Origin of the sequence: Shewanella sp. HL-SH4 (genome assembly GCF_051164845.1) — a bacterium.
In the GTDB taxonomy this organism is placed as follows: domain Bacteria; phylum Pseudomonadota; class Gammaproteobacteria; order Enterobacterales; family Shewanellaceae; genus Shewanella; species Shewanella glacialimarina.
In genome coordinates, this window is the sequence record NZ_CP195037.1 from 511,046 (window position 1) to 529,679 (window position 18,634).

The 18,634-nt window shown below is 42.9% G+C and carries 13 protein-coding genes and 1 pseudogene; 2 read left to right on the forward strand and 12 right to left on the reverse strand.

Features of this window, described 5'->3' with window-relative positions:
* Window positions 1–51: 51 nt before the first annotated feature.
* Window positions 52–2,004 carry a monovalent cation:proton antiporter-2 (CPA2) family protein gene (locus ACRWQL_RS03160; protein ID WP_434940518.1) on the reverse strand — a complete coding sequence of 651 codons (1,953 nt, stop codon included), beginning with the start codon at window positions 2,002–2,004 and terminating at the stop codon, window positions 52–54.
* Between the two features lie 159 nt (window positions 2,005–2,163).
* On the opposite strand from ACRWQL_RS03160, the gene dgcS reads away from it, so the two are divergent.
* A complete protein-coding gene (gene dgcS / locus ACRWQL_RS03165) occupies window positions 2,164–3,051 on the forward strand; it encodes a diguanylate cyclase DgcS (protein ID WP_226410279.1) in 888 nt (295 codons plus the stop codon).
* A gap of 90 nt (window positions 3,052–3,141) precedes the next feature.
* On the opposite strand, the gene ACRWQL_RS03170 is transcribed toward dgcS, so the two are convergent.
* Window positions 3,142–4,593 carry a RimK family protein gene (locus tag ACRWQL_RS03170; protein ID WP_434952322.1) on the reverse strand — a complete coding sequence of 484 codons (1,452 nt, stop codon included), beginning with the start codon at window positions 4,591–4,593 and terminating at the stop codon, window positions 3,142–3,144.
* Between the two features lie 74 nt (window positions 4,594–4,667).
* Between ACRWQL_RS03170 and ACRWQL_RS03175 the strand changes: the two genes are divergently transcribed.
* Window positions 4,668–5,762, forward strand: a complete 1,095-nt coding sequence (locus ACRWQL_RS03175) for a peptidase C39 family protein (protein WP_434952324.1) — start codon at window positions 4,668–4,670, stop codon at window positions 5,760–5,762.
* Between the two features lie 540 nt (window positions 5,763–6,302).
* On the opposite strand, the gene ACRWQL_RS03180 is transcribed toward ACRWQL_RS03175, so the two are convergent.
* The 10 genes and pseudogenes from ACRWQL_RS03180 to bamA all read right to left on the reverse strand — a co-directional run bounded on the left by ACRWQL_RS03180 (window position 6,303) and on the right by bamA (window position 18,627).
* The gene (locus ACRWQL_RS03180) at window positions 6,303–6,452 is read right to left on the reverse strand and encodes a TilS substrate C-terminal domain-containing protein (RefSeq protein WP_434952325.1); all 150 of its coding nucleotides are present in this window, start codon (window positions 6,450–6,452) and stop codon (window positions 6,303–6,305) included.
* A complete protein-coding gene (tilS, locus tag ACRWQL_RS03185) occupies window positions 6,404–7,759 on the reverse strand; it encodes a tRNA lysidine(34) synthetase TilS (RefSeq protein WP_434952327.1) in 1,356 nt (451 codons plus the stop codon). The genes ACRWQL_RS03180 and tilS overlap by 49 nt, the downstream gene beginning before the upstream one ends.
* Before the next feature lie 9 nt (window positions 7,760–7,768).
* Window positions 7,769–11,245, reverse strand: coding sequence for a DNA polymerase III subunit alpha (gene dnaE / locus ACRWQL_RS03190; RefSeq protein WP_434952328.1), 3,477 nt, complete (start codon window positions 11,243–11,245; stop codon window positions 7,769–7,771).
* Window positions 11,246–11,442: 197 nt separating this feature from the next.
* Window positions 11,443–12,078, reverse strand: coding sequence for a ribonuclease HII (gene rnhB / locus ACRWQL_RS03195; protein WP_434952330.1), 636 nt, complete (start codon window positions 12,076–12,078; stop codon window positions 11,443–11,445).
* Window positions 12,079–12,104: 26 nt separating this feature from the next.
* Window positions 12,105–13,253: a lipid-A-disaccharide synthase gene (gene lpxB, locus ACRWQL_RS03200; RefSeq protein WP_434952332.1), complete on the reverse strand. Its 1,149-nt coding sequence runs from the start codon at window positions 13,251–13,253 to the stop codon at window positions 12,105–12,107.
* Between the two features lie 8 nt (window positions 13,254–13,261).
* Window positions 13,262–14,032, reverse strand: coding sequence for an acyl-ACP--UDP-N-acetylglucosamine O-acyltransferase (gene lpxA, locus ACRWQL_RS03205; RefSeq protein ID WP_434952334.1), 771 nt, complete (start codon window positions 14,030–14,032; stop codon window positions 13,262–13,264).
* Window positions 14,029–14,490, reverse strand: coding sequence for a 3-hydroxyacyl-ACP dehydratase FabZ (gene fabZ, locus ACRWQL_RS03210; RefSeq protein WP_226410296.1), 462 nt, complete (start codon window positions 14,488–14,490; stop codon window positions 14,029–14,031). The genes lpxA and fabZ overlap by 4 nt, the downstream gene beginning before the upstream one ends.
* Window positions 14,491–14,539: 49 nt before the next feature.
* Window positions 14,540–15,555, reverse strand: a pseudogene (lpxD, locus tag ACRWQL_RS03215) (UDP-3-O-(3-hydroxymyristoyl)glucosamine N-acyltransferase).
* Between the two features lie 25 nt (window positions 15,556–15,580).
* Window positions 15,581–16,078 (reverse strand): OmpH family outer membrane protein, encoded by a 498-nt coding sequence (locus ACRWQL_RS03220; RefSeq protein WP_226415964.1) that lies wholly within the window; start codon window positions 16,076–16,078, stop codon window positions 15,581–15,583.
* Between the two features lie 65 nt (window positions 16,079–16,143).
* A complete protein-coding gene (gene bamA / locus ACRWQL_RS03225) occupies window positions 16,144–18,627 on the reverse strand; it encodes an outer membrane protein assembly factor BamA (RefSeq protein ID WP_434952336.1) in 2,484 nt (827 codons plus the stop codon).
* Window positions 18,628–18,634: the final 7 nt, after the last annotated feature.

Genomic DNA, 18,634 nt, shown 5'->3' on the forward strand with positions numbered 1-18,634 from the left:
TAAATAAACATGTCGCTGCGTCAATAAATAAGCTTGATGTCCGAGTTAAAATCATCCTTGTAATAAATATTCTTCGGCTTTTTCAATACTGCGAGGTTTACCTACAAGCATTAAAATATCATTACGGCGAAATACCCAGTCATCTGGTGCGGGCTCAATTTCAGAGCCTTTCCTGCGCACGGCTCGAAGCTCAACTTCCAATTGATGCCATGGAATGTCCGCGACTTTTTTACCGACACTGCTGGCGCTGGTACTTAACGACACTGCATGTAATAAGTCCAAAGTAAAATCTGTTTCGGTGCCGGAGAAAAAACCATGTAAGTATTGATAATGGTTACGCCTTTCAGATTCAAGCCGCTTAATAATACGCGGTAAAGGTACTCCGCACTTATAGAGCACTTGCGACACTAACATCAGACTACCTTCAAGCGACTCAGGTATAACCTGTGTTGCCCCTGCCTCTTTAAGCTCTTTTAGATTAGAATCATCTCGGGTGCGGATAAGTATTTTAGCATCAGGGGCTAATTTTCGACTTACCGCTAACGCCTCCTCTGCTTGACGCTCTTCGGTGAATGTCACCACAACCATGCTGGCCTGGCGGATCCCAATTCGCTTTAAAATGCCCATTTTACAGGCATCGCCAAAATAAACCGGCTCACCCGCTGCTCGAGACTCTGTAACACGGATAGGATCAAGGTCTAACACAATGTAATTAATCGCTTCGGTTTTTAAGAAGCGTGCAATAGTTTGCCCTACACGGCCGTAGCCTAAAATCACCACAAAGTCTTCATCATCGCCGCCAGGTAAAGTAATGGTTTGCGACTCCATGCTTTTAGATGGTTTTCCGCCCTTAAACTTCTTGGCAATATCGACACTGTGACGGATTAACCAGGGGGCAAATGACATTGAAATAACGGCTACTGCAACTAATACAGTGCTAACTTCATTGTCTAATAACTGATAGTTAACTGCCAAGGCCAATAACACAAAACTAAACTCACCGACTTGCCCCAAACTGATGGCTGTGCTTAATGCCACTTTGGCATGTTCACCCGCCAGCTTTAACAAGCCATACACGATTATTATTTTAAGTGCGACAACGGCAATCAAGATGGTCAATATTTGCCACCAATATTGCATCACCAAATTAAAGTCCAGCATCATCCCTATTGAGATAAAAAATAGCCCCATTAGCAAATCTCTAAATGGGCGAATATCGGCTTCTAACTGGCGACGATACTGGCTTTCTCCAAGTAGCATACCGGCAATAAACGCCCCTAATGCCATAGATAACCCTACCCACTGGGTAAATGCCCCCGTCAATAAGGCAACAACTAAGGTCGACAACACAAATAACTCGTTTGAACGTGAGCGAGCGACTTCATCAAAAATACGCGGCAAGACCCACTTACCAAATGACATTAATCCCAAGAAGGCCAAAATACCGGTCAGCAGAGCATACGCAATGCTATTTAAACTCATCTGGCTGCCATCATTTGCCAGTAAGGGTAATAAAATTAACATTGGCACAACGGCTAAATCTTGAAAAAGTAAAACACTGACCGACAACTCACCGTGGCGTCGTCTTAGCCAGCCTTGCTCGTTCATCAGTTTCAGGACAATGGCGGTAGAAGATAATGCGATAGCCGAGCCAATAACCACAGCAGCAACCAAATTCTGACCCAATAGGTAAGCCACACCACCGGCTATAAAAGCGGTGACAATAACTTGCGCACTGCCTAAGCCAAATACAGTACGGCGCATTGACCATAAACGCGGAACAGAAAACTCAAGGCCTAAGGTAAACATCAGTAGCACCACGCCAAGCTCGGCAACATAATGCATTTCATGTTGAGTAAACCAGTGAAAACCACTAGGACCACTTATCACCCCCGTCAAAAGATAAGCAAGAATAGCTGGCAGTCCTACACGCCCTAAAATAGCAATCGTCGCAATGGCGATGACTAGCATGAACAAAATATGAATAAACATATTGTTTTCCATAGGCAAAAAACTCCTTGTCAAGAAACTGTCGAAAAGCGTTACATCTTGTTTATCAGAATGACAACTAAATTACAAATACTTAAAAAACATAGGGAAATCACTTTAGGCATACAACTTGCTTAATACCTGTATCACAGTGTAACGTTTTGGAGTAACCCTATGGACTTTGCTATTGCAACCGAACTTTTCCCAGAAGAATATGGGTATAGGTCAAACACCTATCTACGAATGGAGCCTGAACTTGATCTAGTCCAAGTTATCCAGCAATTACATGCAAGTTTAGATCCTCGGACAGTATTTGCCTGTTATGGCAAAATTGTCGGTCAACATTTGCCGATAAAAGCCCTGCAACTGTTTACCGCAGATCAAAAGTTTACCTGGGGGCGTCATAATGGTATTGAGTTAGTGCGTCATATCAAAACTGAATCCGACACGCTAAAGATACATTACTATCTTTCTGTGCCGCTCAGCCCAATACAGATGAAACTACTTAACCATATTGAAGCATTAACTCTGCAGCCATTTAGTAATGCACTTAAGTATCAACAGGTATCTAACCAGGCTATGTTTGATGCATTAACAGGACTTGGTAATCGTTATTACTTTAGAAAATCGATGCATAAAAGCATTGCCAGAGCGCAGCGTAAACAAGGCCATGTGTCGTTAATCGTATTAGATTTAGATAAATTTAAACAACTTAATGACCAATTTGGTCATACTGTTGGTGATAAGGTACTCACAGGCTTTGCCGCACTAATTAATGATGCCATACGAGATACCGACCAGGCATTTCGCATCGGTGGCGATGAATTTGTCGTTATCACCGAAGGTGGATCACCCGCTGCAAGCTTAGTATGCCAACGCATTATTGATAACTTACCTCTGCACCCAGAGTTAATGGAATATAATGTTAAGTGTAGCTTAGGTATAGCTCAATCGCGTGCTAAAGAAGATTTGACAACACTTTATGAGCGCGCCGATAAAGCCATGTACAGTGCAAAAGCTGCTGGCAGAAACTGTTTTAGAATTTGTGCTGACACGCAATAGCTAGCATAAAAATCATTACAATGACCACAGCCTTACTCCTCTGTGGTCATTGTTGAGATTATCAGTCACATATTGACTTTGGTATCGGTATTACAACCCTCTAAGCTGAATACGCCTTAAAAATTCTGTCATTACTCTATCGTAAACTAAATCCCCCAAAAACAAATCCTCTACCCCATGATCAATGCTCGGATTATCGTTAACTTCAATCACAAATGCTTTACCGTCAATTTCTTTTAAATCTACACCGTATAAACCTGCACCAATTAAATTAGCCGCCTTACTGGCCGCATCAATCACCTGCTGCGGCACCATCTTTAAGTCTACACAATCAAAGTCACCACTGCTCACACGGCCGCTTTGATGATGTTGATAAATTTGCCAATGGCCACGACTCATAAAATAGCGACAAGCATAAATAGGCTGACGATTTAACATACCAATACGCCAGTCATAATCTGTTGGCATGAAGGCTTGGGCTAAAATAAGCGCGCTGTGTTCAAAAATTTTATTCGCTTGTTCAATTAAGGTTTCTCTGTCTTTAACTTTTAGTACCCCAAGCGAAAAAGCCCCATCAGGCACTTTAAGCACCGCGGGCAAACCTATGGTTTCAATAACATTATCGACCCAGTTTTCATCAGACTTTTTAAAGATTAAACTTTTAGGAACCGGCACTTTATGTCGATTCAATAGCTCAGTTAAAAACACCTTATTAGTACATTTCATAATGGATTCAGGGTCGTCCATTACCACTAACCCTAACTGCTCTGCCGCTTTAGCGAAGCGATAAGTGAAGTTACTAATATTAGTGGTTGAGCGAATAAACAAGCCATCAAACTCACTCAGCCGAGCTAAATCGCGGGAGCCAATTTGCACTAAATCCATACCGATACGGTTGGCTGATTTAGTAAATAATTTAAGCGCTGCCTTATCTGATGGAGGCATTTTTTCATTTTCATCCACCAACATGGCAATTTCATAGCGATAGCGCTTAGCCGCTTTAGGTAACTTCCATACCTTTTGCGAAAACACTTCTAAGTACTTAGCAAACAAATCCTGCTCAACGTCAGTTAAGTTTTGAAAGGCCGCAGGTTCAATAGTATCCACTTGCCATTTATCTGACTGTTTAGATAAGCGCACTTCTAGGATAGGTACAGTGAATCGTTCAAAAATTTTACGGGCGATTTTTTCTAATGCTGGGTTGTCACAATAACCAAAAAAAATTTTCATCGAGATATCATTAACGGTAGCGGCTAATTTATCTAATCCGGACTGAGGCAGGCTAAAAAATCGGTCTTGGGATAAATCATTAATGGTCATAACCCGAGGTATAACTCGGTGCCCACGCGCTTCAGCCATTAACGAGCAATAATATCCGGTGCTTAAATAATCATAACTACGGCACAAGTTAATCACTTGCATAGCACCTTTATCTGAGTAGGCGCCCATATTTAAATAATCGTGAACAGTGACCATGTTGTCACTTGGAAGATAAGGACGCCAATCACTTGCGTCATCGGTAACAATTAAAAACTGAGCCATAAATATCTATTGCCTCTTGTGTGGTTTAGCGCGTAAATTAAGTCACTATCGTGTTTACCAATCCGAGCCTACTCATGCAGCTGCGTCAAGCTATTCTAAGCGACCTCCCCCAACTCAATACCCTTGAAACGAATGCGTTTAGCGGCGACAAAATAAGTTCTCGACAAATGAAACGCTTTATTAATTCACCATTAGACTGCTTATTAGTCGCCGAAATCGACGGTATCATAGCCGCTTATGCATTGGTGCTTTTTCATCGTGGTACTCGCCTAGCAAGGCTGTATTCAATTGCCGTAGCGGCTGAATTTAGAGGCCGTAACATTGCCTTTGAACTTGTTACCCGCTGCGAGCAAACGGTGGTCGAACGTGGCTTCATTACATTACGCCTAGAAGTAAGAAACGACAATATCGCCGCCAAAAATCTTTATTTAAAAATGGGTTATAAGGTACTAAAAACCTTAGTGCATTATTACGATGATTTGGCCGACGGCGTGCGCATGCACAAACGCTTAGACCCACCAGGGCCAAGTAAAGTCATCAAGATGCCTTTGTACGTGCAAACCACTCCTTTTACCTGTGGTGCCGCCTGCCTAATGATGGCCATGAGCGCCGTAAATCAGCGTTACCAACCTAGCCGCATTGATGAGTTAAGCATTTGGCGTGAAGCCACCACTATTTTTATGACCAGCGGCCATGGGGGTTGCAGTGTGCATGGTTTGGCTTTAGCAGGGGTAAAACGCGGGTTACAGCTTGAGGTTTACAGCCAATCCACTTCAGTGCCTTTTATTGACAGCGTACGTGACAGCAATAAAAAAGAAGTGATAACCCTAGTGCACAATGAATTTTGCCAGCAGCTGACCAGCCAGGGCATTCAAATGCACAATGCATCGCCAAGTTTGGCTCAGCTTCGAGACTGGATAGATAGCGGTTATGCGGTTTTATTAATGATCAGCACCTATCGTTTTAATGGCGAAAAAGGCCCACACTGGGTCATTCTAAGCGGTTATAACGAACAGTTCATGTTTATTCACGACCCATATGTTGTCGCTCAAAAAGATGCGATTAATGCGGCTTATGTGCCGATAAGCCAATCTGAGTTGGCGCAGGTAATGCAATATGGCAAACAGAAATTAGTGTCTTGTTTAGTGGTTAAATCGGCTGCGGCTTAATCGTTAAGTTTTTTATGGCCTACCGCCATAGCTGGCTTTTTCAAATTTCGTTTGAATTGTGAACGCAAGGTTCCAGCTTCATCAGACTAAATTTACTGCCATTCAGGTAGTGTTGTTGACTTGGGATCCAGCTTTATTTCACGTCATTCCGGTAATGCTGTTGAGCCGGGATCCAGCAGTTTCTTTTGTTGTTTGTGCTTATGGCCTGCGGCCACTAACGTCGCGACGCTTCGCCCACAGAGGGTATCACTACTCCAACGAAAGCTAGCGTGGCATCCATGCCAGGCCCACGGGTTCTCGGAATAAAGAGTCTCGACAATCTCAATTCAAACGGTAAACCGCAGCTTTTTCTTACTGTATTGTTACGAATGAAGCTAAATCGAAGAGACAATAACTCGGGTGCAGATGAGCAAGCGAGTATCCAAAACACGGATATTTTGGTTAAGCTCACATGGATGTGCTTGCTGCGTCTCGCTGAATTATCTGCACTAGAGCCTGCGGCAGAAAATAAGTCCCCATGAACGGCTAGGCTAGCCAAACTCACAATTCAAACAAACTGATCCCTTGCTGCCCTTCTTGGGCTAGATAGCGTTTATCTACCCATAGGCCGATAGCGCCAACTAAGACTTCATCGTAAAACACTAATGGAATTTGTTGGCGACGCCAGGGGGGATATTGCACTCTTGCCACAGCTTCTTTAGCTCACGTGGTTTAACGCGATGTGAACTGGCAAATTGGGGATGGCATTTAATTGAACCTGTAGCACCAAAACGAATGGTCACTTTACTGCTGGTTAATGGTAAAGCGAGTAAAGGCTTATCAGCAAATGTTTCTATTTTTACAAGACATTGATGTTGACCAACATCCATCTTTAACACTGTCACATCGCCGTTTATAAGGCTGATAACGTCAGCACTTAGTTGGGCTGACTCTGGCGCGTCAAGCTCACTGGTGTTAAGCACATAAGCCACGCCAGCAAAGCGTTTTACTTGATAACTGCCCCATTGAATTGATACATTAGCATCGTCTTTGGCAACAATCAGTTGTGACAATATCTGCTGTAATTGTGCTTGTGACGGTAAGCTAGCCCCACAGTGAAGTAAATATCCGCGAAACAGTAATGCTTGCCAGGCTTTTGTTAATTGTTCAAAACCGCTGAGTTTAAAACCGCTTGATTCAGTAAGTAATGCATCATCATCACTTGCTAATACTAGCCATTGGGGTAAGCGATGACTGACTTCGTTATCAATCACTTCTTGCTGCTCTGCGCACAAGGCTGCACTTCTGGCTGCGGTGGTGGCGATACTTGGCCAGCGTTGTTTTAAGCGTGGAATGATATCTAGACGCAAAAAATTACGATCATAACTGTCGTCTTGATTACTTTCATCTTCGATATGGGTCAATCGCTGTTGCCGTGAAAATTGCTCTATTTGATCTCGGCTGATGTCTAATAATGGTCTGACTAACCAAGCTTGCTTATAAGCTTGTATGGCGCCCATTGCACCAAGTCCTTTAGGGCCTTGGCCGCGCTTTAATGCTAGCAATAGCGTTTCGAGTTGATCATCTTGATGATGGGCGGTAAGTAAAATATCACCCGGATTAAGATAACGCTCAAACGCTTGATAACGGGCGTCTCGCGCTTGCGCTTCTAAACTTTGCCTTGGGCCTTTATCAACGCTAACGCGCTCAATTTGTACTGGCAATTGGTAATTCCCTGCGCGGGTTATGCAGTGTTGTACCCAGGTATTGGCATTGGCGCTAAGGCCATGATGCACATGAATAAGTAAACAGGCAATGTGTGGATGTTTATGTGCGAAAGCACTCAGCCCATAAGCTAAGACTTCTGAGTCAACCCCACCACTGTAAGCCAGTACTAACTTGGCCGCATGCTGCCCCTGCTCTTTCGTCAATTGATGAAGTGGGATTACCGATTGTTCTAGCAAGCTCAGTAACTGCTCTTTGGTCATGTGCGCTGAAGCTGGGTTATTGGCTGTCATGGTGCACGCCTAGTTAAAGACAATTTTAACATTAGTGGAACCCAGTTGTGTTTCTAGCGCCAGCATCAAATCATCTGATGGATTAACGCGCCATTCATCACCTAGCAATAACCTGCCTGCTGCTGCATTTTTGGTATAATTGATCACTACAGGCACGGCGCCTGATTTCCACGGCATTAGTATTTGCTGAAAATTCGTTAACCATTCGGGCGATAATATATCTGCATGGATATTGAGTTCAACCGCTTTAGCAAAATGGCTTCTTGCTTCACCAATTTCAATGATATTACGGCCATTCATGCGATTACCACCGGCAAAATCATCATAGCTAACATCACCTTCACAGATTAAAATGCGATCTTTTTCAAGTAAATGACCGAATTTTTCAAATGGTTCAGTGAATAACATCACCTCTAAGCGAGCACTTTTATCATCTAATGTCACCAAGCCCATCTTTGAGCCGCGCTTGGTGATCATCACGCGGGTGGCGACCACTAAACCCGCCACTTTGACCGTTTTACCACGCTCAGTCGGGTGAATGTCTTTTAAGCGAGCTGAAGTATATTGTTTCAACTCAGCTAAATACTGATTAATCGGATGGCCGGTCAAGTACAACCCAAGGGTATCGCGCTCCCCTTCTAACCATATCTTGTCTGGCCAGGGAGTACATTCAACAAAATTTTGCTTATTATCGTCTGGCTCGTCATTAAGCAAACCAAACATATCATGTTGACCGATTTCTTGCGCTTTCGCGTGTTGCGCTGCTGCGCGAATGGCTTCAGGTAATGTGGCCATCATTGAGGCACGATGCGGGCCAAGTTCATCTAATGCACCGGCACAAATCAGTTTTTCGATAACCCGTTTATTGAGTTTTTTTAGATCGATACGGGCACAAAAATCAAATAAATCGATAAAAGGTCCATCTTTGCGCGCTTCAAGAATGGAATCGACTGGGCCTTCACCCACGCCTTTAATCGCACCTATGCCATACACAATATTTAAGTCATCATCAACGGTGAACTTGAATTGACCTTTGTTCACATCGGGCGGAATAAGCGGTAATCCCATGCGCTCGCATTCATCGACCAAGGTAACAATTTTATCTGTGTTATCCATATCAGCCGACATTACCGCGGCCATAAATTGCGCTGGATAATGGGTTTTAAGCCACAATGTTTGGTAAGAAACTAATGCGTAAGCAGCAGAATGCGATTTGTTAAAACCATAACCGGCGAACTTTTCAACCAAGTCGAAAATCTTCATCGACAAGTCGCCGTCAACGCCGTTATTAATCGCACCTTCTTTGAACGTGCCACGCTGCTTAGCCATTTCTTCGGGCTTTTTCTTACCCATAGCACGGCGAAGCATATCCGCGCCGCCTAGGGTGTAACCCGACAACACCTGGGCAATCTGCATTACCTGCTCTTGATACAAGATAATGCCGTAGGTCGGTGACAGTAATTCTCTTAACGATTCATGCTGATATTCAGCATCGGGATAAGATACGGCTTCACGACCATGTTTACGCTCGATAAAGTTATCTACCATGCCTGATTGCAAAGGCCCTGGGCGGAAAAGGGCTACCAGTGCAATCATGTCTTCAAAACAATCGGGCTGTAGACGTTTAATCAGATCTTTCATGCCGCGGGATTCTAACTGGAATACTGCGGTGGTTTCATAACGTTGTAGTAATTTAAAGCAAGCGGGATCGGCCAGCGGAATCGCTTCGATGCGAACCGGTTCTTTACCTTGTTTGGCTAGGCGCGGATTGATCATCTGCAATGCCCAGTCAATAATGGTTAAAGTACGTAAGCCCAAGAAGTCGAACTTAACTAAACCGGCAGTTTCTACGTCATTTTTATCAAACTGAGTGACCGGGTTTAGACCTTCGGCATCACAATATAGTGGCGCAAAGTCCGTTATACGAGTCGGCGCAATAACCACACCACCGGCATGCTTACCCGCATTTCGAGTTACGCCCTCTAAGCGGCGACACATGTCGATAAGCTCTTTGACATCTTCATCAGCGGCGTAGGCTTCAGGCAGCGCGGGTTCCACCTCAAACGCTTTAGCCAGTGTCATGCCCGGTTCTGCGGGGATCATCTTAGTTAGACGTTCAACAAACCCATATGGATGACCTAATACACGGCCAACATCGCGTACAACCGCTTTAGCCGCCATGGTACCAAAGGTAATAATTTGCGATACCGCTTCACGGCCATACAGCTCGGCTACATGGTCGATAACCTCATCGCGGCGATCCATACAAAAATCGACGTCGAAATCGGGCATGGATACACGTTCAGGGTTTAAGAAACGCTCGAACAGTAAATCATATTCAAGGGGATCTAAATCAGTAATTTTAAGTGCATAAGCGACTAATGATCCCGCACCTGAACCACGACCAGGGCCTACGGGAATGCCTTGATCTTTACCCCACTGAATAAACTCCATCACAATTAAGAAGTAACCTGGGAATCCCATTTGGTTGATAACTTTCAGCTCGATTTCTAGGCGCTCATCGTACTCAGGCCTTCTTTGGGCTCTCACGGTTGGATCGGGGAATAAAAATTCAAGCCGCTCTTCTAACCCTTTAACTGACGCGGCAACCAAGAAGTCTTCTATTGATAGGTCGCCCGTTGGAAAGTTCGGCAGAAAGTATTCATATAATCTAATGGTAACGTTACAGCGTTTGGCTATTTCGACACTATTGCTAATCGCTGAAGGAATATCTTTAAAAAGCTCCCACATTTCATCTTCACTGCGAAGATACTGTGCGTTACTGTAGGTTTTAGGGCGTCGAGGGTCTACTAGGGTATAGCCATCGTGAATAGCGACGCGAATTTCATGCGCTTCAAAATCATCAGCTTTTAAAAACACCACCTGATTTGTAGCCACAACAGGTATGCCCGTTTTGGCGGCAAGCTCAACTGCCATATGTAAATAGCGTTCCTCATCCGGGCGGTCGGTTCGAATGAGTTCAAGAAAATAGCGATCACAAAAATGATTTTGATAAAAGTTTACAAGATCGTCAACTTGGCCTTGGTTGCCTTTTAATAAAGCTTTACCTATATCGCCCTCTTTAGCACCCGATAAAAGCAAAATCCCTTTGTTGTAGGTCACAAGCCAGTCTTGATCGATAACGACTCGACCATCAACTTGACCGCGAAGATAGGCTTCACTGATTAACTGGGTGAGGTTTTGGTAACCGTCGTTATCCATTGCAATAATGGTAAGTGCACATAATTCTTTTTCAAAACCAGGCACACGCATCCAAAAGTCAGCACCGACAATAGGTTTAATGCCCACTGCATGTGCGCCACCATAAAACTTCACTAAACCACAAAAGTTGTTTTGATCTGTCAATGCGATCGCGGCCATCCCCTGCGCTTCTGCTGCCGCTAAGATAGGTTTCACCTTAGCGACACCATCTGTCATGGAATAGTCACTGTGGACACGCAAATGCACAAAACGAGGATCGGACATAAATAAAATTCTTATTTTTCGAAGGAAAAAAGATACAAACAATGCAGTTGAAATTATTAATCACACTAGCAAACATTCACATTACAGCCAATGTTTATTCAAACGTGGAACTATCGAAATTAACACCTAGAAATAAAGACGGCTAAGATTTAAATGACTTCATACCAGTATGATTTAAAACATTAGCATCTAGGTGATTACTTTGCCTTGTTAGCTAAACATTCTGCAACCGGTTTAAAGCTTTTTCGATGTTCATCTATGGTACCAAACTGTGTAAGTGCTTCAAAATGTGCTTTTGTAGGATAGCCCTTATGCTTAGCAAACCCGTATTGAGGATACTTAGCATCAAGCTCATCCATCTCTTTATCTCGGGTCACTTTAGCAATAATGGATGCAGCACTGATTGCAGCAACTAAGCCATCGCCTTTAATAATCGCATGGGCAGCAATGCCAAAATCAGGTACGCGATTACCATCGACTAATACCCGTTCAGGTACAATAGCCAAGCCAGCAACAGCACGTTGCATGGCTAACATGGTCGCCTGCAAAATATTAATTTGATCAATTTCGGTAGGGGTTGCCCGGCCAATGCTGACCGCTAACGCATTAGCGATAATATCTTGATAAAGTGAATTACGACGTTTTTCAGTCAATTTTTTAGAATCGTTTAAACCAATTATGGGTTTAGTGGGGTCTAAAATAACCGCGGCGGTGACCACATCTCCTACTAAAGGACCACGGCCAACCTCATCAACACCAGCGACAATACCCTCTGAAATTATGGCCACTTGCTCTGGGGTGATCTGTTTTATCACTTGCGGGAATGTCGACATATTAGTTTGTCCTTGGCTTCAGCAAATTAATGCGCTGGCAATAATGCCACTACAGCATCGGCAACCCGTTCGCTAGCGTTACATTTAAGTAATTGATGTAACTGCTCAAATTTTGCATTGAGTGGCGCAAAATCTTGATTAAGTTGTTTAATCACCGCATCAGCAATTAACTGCGGCTGGCAATTGGCTTGCATCAGTTCAGGCACGATTGTTTCGTTAGCCAATAAGTTAGGCAGCGAATAGTTTTTGATTTTCATCATGCGAATAGCAATGGCATAAGTAATAGGGCTAACGCGGTAAGACACCACCATAGGGCGCTTGACCAACATAGCTTCTAATGTAGCGGTACCTGATGCTAATAAAATGCAATCAGCCGCAGCCATCACTTCCCTTGAATGCCCCTCAATAAGTTCAACCTCTAAATCTGGCGCATGTTCAGCCAATGCGGCTAAAAACTGTTGCCGACGCGCTTCATTAACTAATGGCGTGACAAACTTTATATCGGGAAAATGCTGCTTAACTAACATTGCCGCTTTAACGAATGGCTCAGCGAGTTGCTTTAACTCCCCTCCACGAGATCCGGGTAAAACCGCCAAATACTCTGCATCAGGATCTAAATTAAGTAACTTACGTGCTGACGCTTTATCACTTTTGAGCGGAATATCATCAGCTAAAGTATGGCCAACAAAGGTACAGGGTACGTTATGTTCATCATAAAAGGCTTTTTCAAATGGCAGTAAAGAGAGCACCATATTGGTGGCTTTGGCGATTTTAAAAATCCGCTTAGGACGCCATGCCCACACCGAAGGGCTAACATAGTGAACCGTTTTGATACCTTTATTCTTAAGCTTGAGCTCAAGGCCAATATTAAAATCAGGTGCATCAATACCAATAAAGCAATCAGGCTTAATGGAAGTGATTTTATCTATCAAAGTGGCACGTACTTTCAATAGCCGTGGCAAGCGCGATAGCACTTCAACAATGCCCATCACCGCTAATTCCTCTATCGAAAACCAAGACTGGAAGCCTAATTTTTCCATACGAGGCCCACCAATACCTACAAACTGTGCATCTGGGTAGCGTTGCTGTAGTGATTTTATTAAACCAGCACCTAAAATATCGCCGGAGATTTCTCCGGCGACCATGGCAAATATACGGGGTTTTGAATCGTTCATTAGATCACTTAACGAATAATGCCGCGGGAAGAGTTAGTAATAAAATCAACCATGGCTTGAACATGGGGGTCATTGTCAGCATCAGGTTTTATTTCAGCTAATGCTTCTTCAAGGGTTAAATTTTTACGATATAAGGCTTTATAAGTACGACGTATGGCATGTTGGGTTTCTTTGCTAAAGCCACGACGTTTTAAGCCTTCAACATTTAATCCACGTGGTATAGCTGGGCTACCTGCGGCCATTACAAAAGGCGGCACATCTTGGAAAATAGTTGATGAACCAGCAGTAAATGCATGGGCTCCAATATGCACAAATTGATGCACACCTGTCATTCCACCTAAAATAACATGATCATGTACATGGACATGGCCTGCTATAGAGGCGTTATTAGCCATAATGACATGGTTACCGACCACACAGTCATGTGCGACATGCACATAAGCCATTAACAAGTTATTTGACCCTATGCGAGTCTCGCTATTATCTTGTACTGTACCACGATGGATGGTGACAGATTCACGGATAATATTGTTATCACCCACGATTAGACGAGTCGGTTCGCCTGCATATTTTTTATCTTGGCATTCTTCACCTACAGAGGCGAATTGAAAGATACGGTTGCCTTTACCGATAACCGAGGGGCCTTTGATAACAACATGCGAACTAATCCAAGTATCGTCGCCGATTTCTACATCTGCGCCAATATAACTCCAAGGTCCAATGGTGACATTGTTACCAATTTTGGCGTCTGGATGAACGAAAGCTAATTTATCTATCACGTTTGAATCTCTCTTCGGGCACACATAATTTCAGCAGAACACACCACGACTCCATCAACGCGTGCTTCGCCTTCAAACACACCAATTCCGCGGCGCTCTTTAATCATTTTCACATGAAAATGGATTTGGTCACCTGGCTCAACAACACGTTTAAAACGCGCTTTGTCGATACCTGCAAAGTAATACAACACATTCGGTGATGGCTCTGTACTCATGGTTTTAAATGCTAATAGGCCTGTGGCCTGCGCCATAGCCTCTAAAATCAATACACCTGGCATAACAGGTGCTACAGGAAAATGACCTTGAAAAAATGGTTCATTTATTGTCACGTTTTTCATCGCGTGTAAATAGTCACCAACGGCGTAATCTAACACCCGGTCAATCAATAAAAATGGATATCTATGGGGAAGATATTTAAGGATTTCTTTAATATCCATTGTGTTTAATTCGTTCGACACTCTTGTTTCCTTAACAGGTTCAATGAGAGGTTTAGTATGACAGTTAATCTTATTTTTGCGTATTCTCAAGTTGTTTAACTCGAGCAAACAATTCATCTAGTTGGCGGAAGCGCACGGTATTGCGTCGCCATAACTTATTTTCCATTGCTATAGTAGCAGAAGAATATATGCCTTTTTCACGGATAACACTGGTCACATTAGTACCACCCGAGATATGCACTCCATCAGCGATACTGATATGGCCAGAAACACCACAACCACCACCAATAATACAATACTTACCAATTGTCGAACTACCGGCAACAATGGTTCCGCCAGCAATAGCCGTGTTTTGACCAATCACCACGTTATGGGCAATTTGAACTTGGTTGTCAATAATAACACCGTCATGAATCTCAGTGTGCGATAACGCACCTCTGTCAACACTGGTTGATGCACCTATCTCGACGCGATTACCAATTCTAACCCCCCTGTTTGAGGGATTTTAATCCAATTACCATTCTCGTTGGCATAACCAAAGCCATCAGAGCCAATAACCGATGCGGAATGAATAGTACAGTCGGTACCAATATGGACATTATGGTATAGAGTCACATTAGCCCATAGGCAGCTATTTTGACCAATAATGCTAGACTCGCCAACCACAGAGCCTGCGCCTATTTTTACATTATCACTTAAAATAACATTGGCACCAATCACTGCATTTGCACCAATTGACACATTTTCACCGAGTTTAGCACTCGCATCTATTTGAGCACTTGGATGAATACCAACAGCCGCTTTAGGCGACATATCAAGTAATTGCGCCACACGCGCAAAACCAACATAGGGGTCAGCAACAATAATTGCTGTCCCTTTGTAATCTGCTGCATCTTTTTCAGTAAGCAATACCGCACTCGCTTGAGTTGCCTCAAGTTGAGCACGGTACTTACTATTGGCTAAAAAAGATAATTGGCCTTCTATTGCATCTTCTAAAGTGGCTACACTCATCACAATTTGGGTATCATCACCGCGAACTGTGGCATTTAGCAGTTGGCCAATATCTTTTAAAGTCACTTGTTGCATAGTGTTTCTCGCCTTAAATTCGGGCTTATTTACCTTTACTTAACGCTTCAACCACTTTACCGCTAATATCAGCGTCTGGCTTAACAAAAATAACTGCACCGCGTTGTAAAACCATGTCATATTTTTCTTTCTCAGCAATGGTATTAATCGCTTTTTGAACTTGTACTAACAGTTTATTTTGCTCTTCACCCTGACGACGACGCATGTCTTCGTCAAGCGCTTTACCTTTTAATTGAAACTCAGACTTTAGCGATTCCATTTTACGAACCATGTCAGTTTTTTGAGTTTCACTCATTAACGCACCATCACGTTGCTGCTTTTCAACCAATGAACGCATTTCTTCCTGCATTTTTTGGACTTGAGCAACACGATCACCAAATTCAGCTTTTAATGATTTTGAGATTTGTTCACGTTGTGGCAATTGCTCAAATACTTCGCCCATATCCACTACAGCAATGTTTTCAGCATGCGCCATGATTGGTGCAGCTAAAAAAGCTAATGTCACTAATGCGCGATTTACCATCTTTTTCAAAGTAGACTCCTTGTTAATAAATACTTGTTCAGCAAAGCCTGCTGAGTTTATTTGTTTTAGAACGTTTTGCCAATATTGAACGAGAAAATCTCTGTTTCATCATCTTCGTATTCTTTCAGCGGCCAGGCCAAACTAAAGACCATTGGTCCCATAGGAGACAACCATTGCACACTCATACCCCAAGAGGCACGAATACGCGCTGGATCACTATAGTCTTCAAGTTTACTAAATTCTTCCGATGGAAGAGTTCGATAAGATTCATAGTCAAACTCGGTATCCCACACGTTACCGGCATCAACAAAGAAACTGGTACGAACAGAATTGGTATAAGCTTCGTCAAGGAATGGAGTAGGAACAATTAACTCCATACTGGCTGTTGCGATGGCATTACCACCGATAGAGCGGCCCTGACTAACCTGAATTTGATTAGGCTCTCCAGGTAAACTACAACCATCACCTGAAGCATCAGGAGCACATGACTCACTGCCTCGCACTAAATAGAAAGATCTAGGACCAACAGAGTTGGATTTAAAACCACGCAATGAACTACTGCCACCTGAGTAATAGTTTTCCCAAAACGGTAAAATTTGATCGTTATCATTAAACTGACCAAAGCCATTGGCGTAGCCTAAACGTGCGCGAGTCAAAAATACAAAACTGTGGGTACGCGTCAATGGAAAGTAGAAGTTAGTATCGAAGTCAGTTTTAAAATATTGTAGATCAGACCCAGGTACCGTCATTTTACCATTCAAACGCTGTGACGAACCATCCGTTGGGAAGGTGCCGCGGTTTAAGGTACTTCTAGACCAACCACCATTAAAGTCGAAGTTATCAAATGCTAAATCGGCATTTGGATCTTCTTTATCACGATACACATTATAAAAACGTAATGCCTGCTCGTAAGCAGAAATTTCAGAAATGGCATTATGGCGATACCCAACACCACCGTTTAAACGGTTATATTCATTAATCGGAAAACCAGAATTTAATGCCACACCATAAGAGTTATTCTTATAGCGTTCTAAGTTCGCTTCATTTGCATCAAACTCGCTCCAGTAAACACTGCCACCTAAACTCACAGCATCTTTAGTAAAATAAGGGTCAGTAAAAGAGAGGTTTGCACTCTTAGAATACTTGTTGGTGTTAATGCTAATACCAGCCTGGTTACCTGTGCCTAAGAAGTTGTTTTGCTCAACACCAAACTGCAAACTAACACCAGATTCAGTACCATAACCCACACCTGCATTAAACGAGCCTGATGGCTGCTCTTTCACCGACACAGCCACATCGACTAAATCATCACTGCCAGGGACTTGTATTGTCTCAGTATCAACTGTCTCGAAATAACCTAAACGGTTTAAACGAGCTTTGGACTGCTCAATTTGAGCAGAATTCAACCAAGCACCTTCCATTTGGCGTAATTCACGGCGCATAACTTCATCTTTAGTAACAGCATTACCAGTAAAATTAATACTGCGAACATATACACGTTTACCCGGATCAATATTAACGTTTAAGACGACTTCTTTATTTTCATCGTCAATTTCTGGGTATATTTTCACTTCAGGATAAGCATAACCAAAACGGCCAAGGTACTTGCTATACATTTCTTCGGTGAATGTGACATCCGCACCGTTATACATACTGCCAGCTTTAAGCGGCAATATTGCATTCATTAGCTCTTCTCGACCCATTAAATCGCCGGTGAGATTAACCTCTTTAATTTTATATTTTTCGCCTTCATCGACGTTGATCGTAATGTAGAGTCCTTTACGGTCAGGAGTCATAGCAACTTGCGTTGAAGTCACATCAAAACGAATATAACCTTGATTGTGGTAATAAGTTTTAATGGTTTCTAAGTCAGCTTGTAACTTTTGTTTTTGATAGCGACGTTCACCAAACACATCCCACCATGCAACAAAGTCTTTCAACTCAAGCATGCTAATCAATTCAGAGTCAGTGAAAACCGTGTTACCAACCACGTTAATTTGACGAATTTCAGCCGCTAAACCTTCGGTAAAGTTAAACTGCAACTCCACTCGATTCCGCGGTAAGTTAACAATTTGAGCTTCAACTTTCGCGCCGTACTTACCGACACCATAGTAGAAATCTTGTAAGCCCTTTTCGATGCCTGATAACATTGTGCGGTCTAAAGACTCACCAATTTTGACACCAGAACCATCAAGACTCTCTTGAAGCTGCTCATCTTTAATATCTTTGTTACCTTCAAACGTCACCGCACTAATCGTTGGGCGCTCTTTAACGGTAACGTACAACACGCCATTTTCATGACTGACATTAATGGTTTCGAAATTAGTCGAACCATATAAGCTTTTTATCGCCTGTTGTATTTTAACTTGATCAACTGTATCACCGACTTTAACCGGTAAGTTTAATAATGCGGCTCCTAATGCTACACGCTGTAGACCTTCAACTTGAATGTCTGTGACTTCAAATGGTTGGAATGTATTTGCCCAACCGCTTCCCGCATAAGACGCACCGACGAATAACATCGAGGCAAAAATTTTATTCAATCTCATAGAGCAC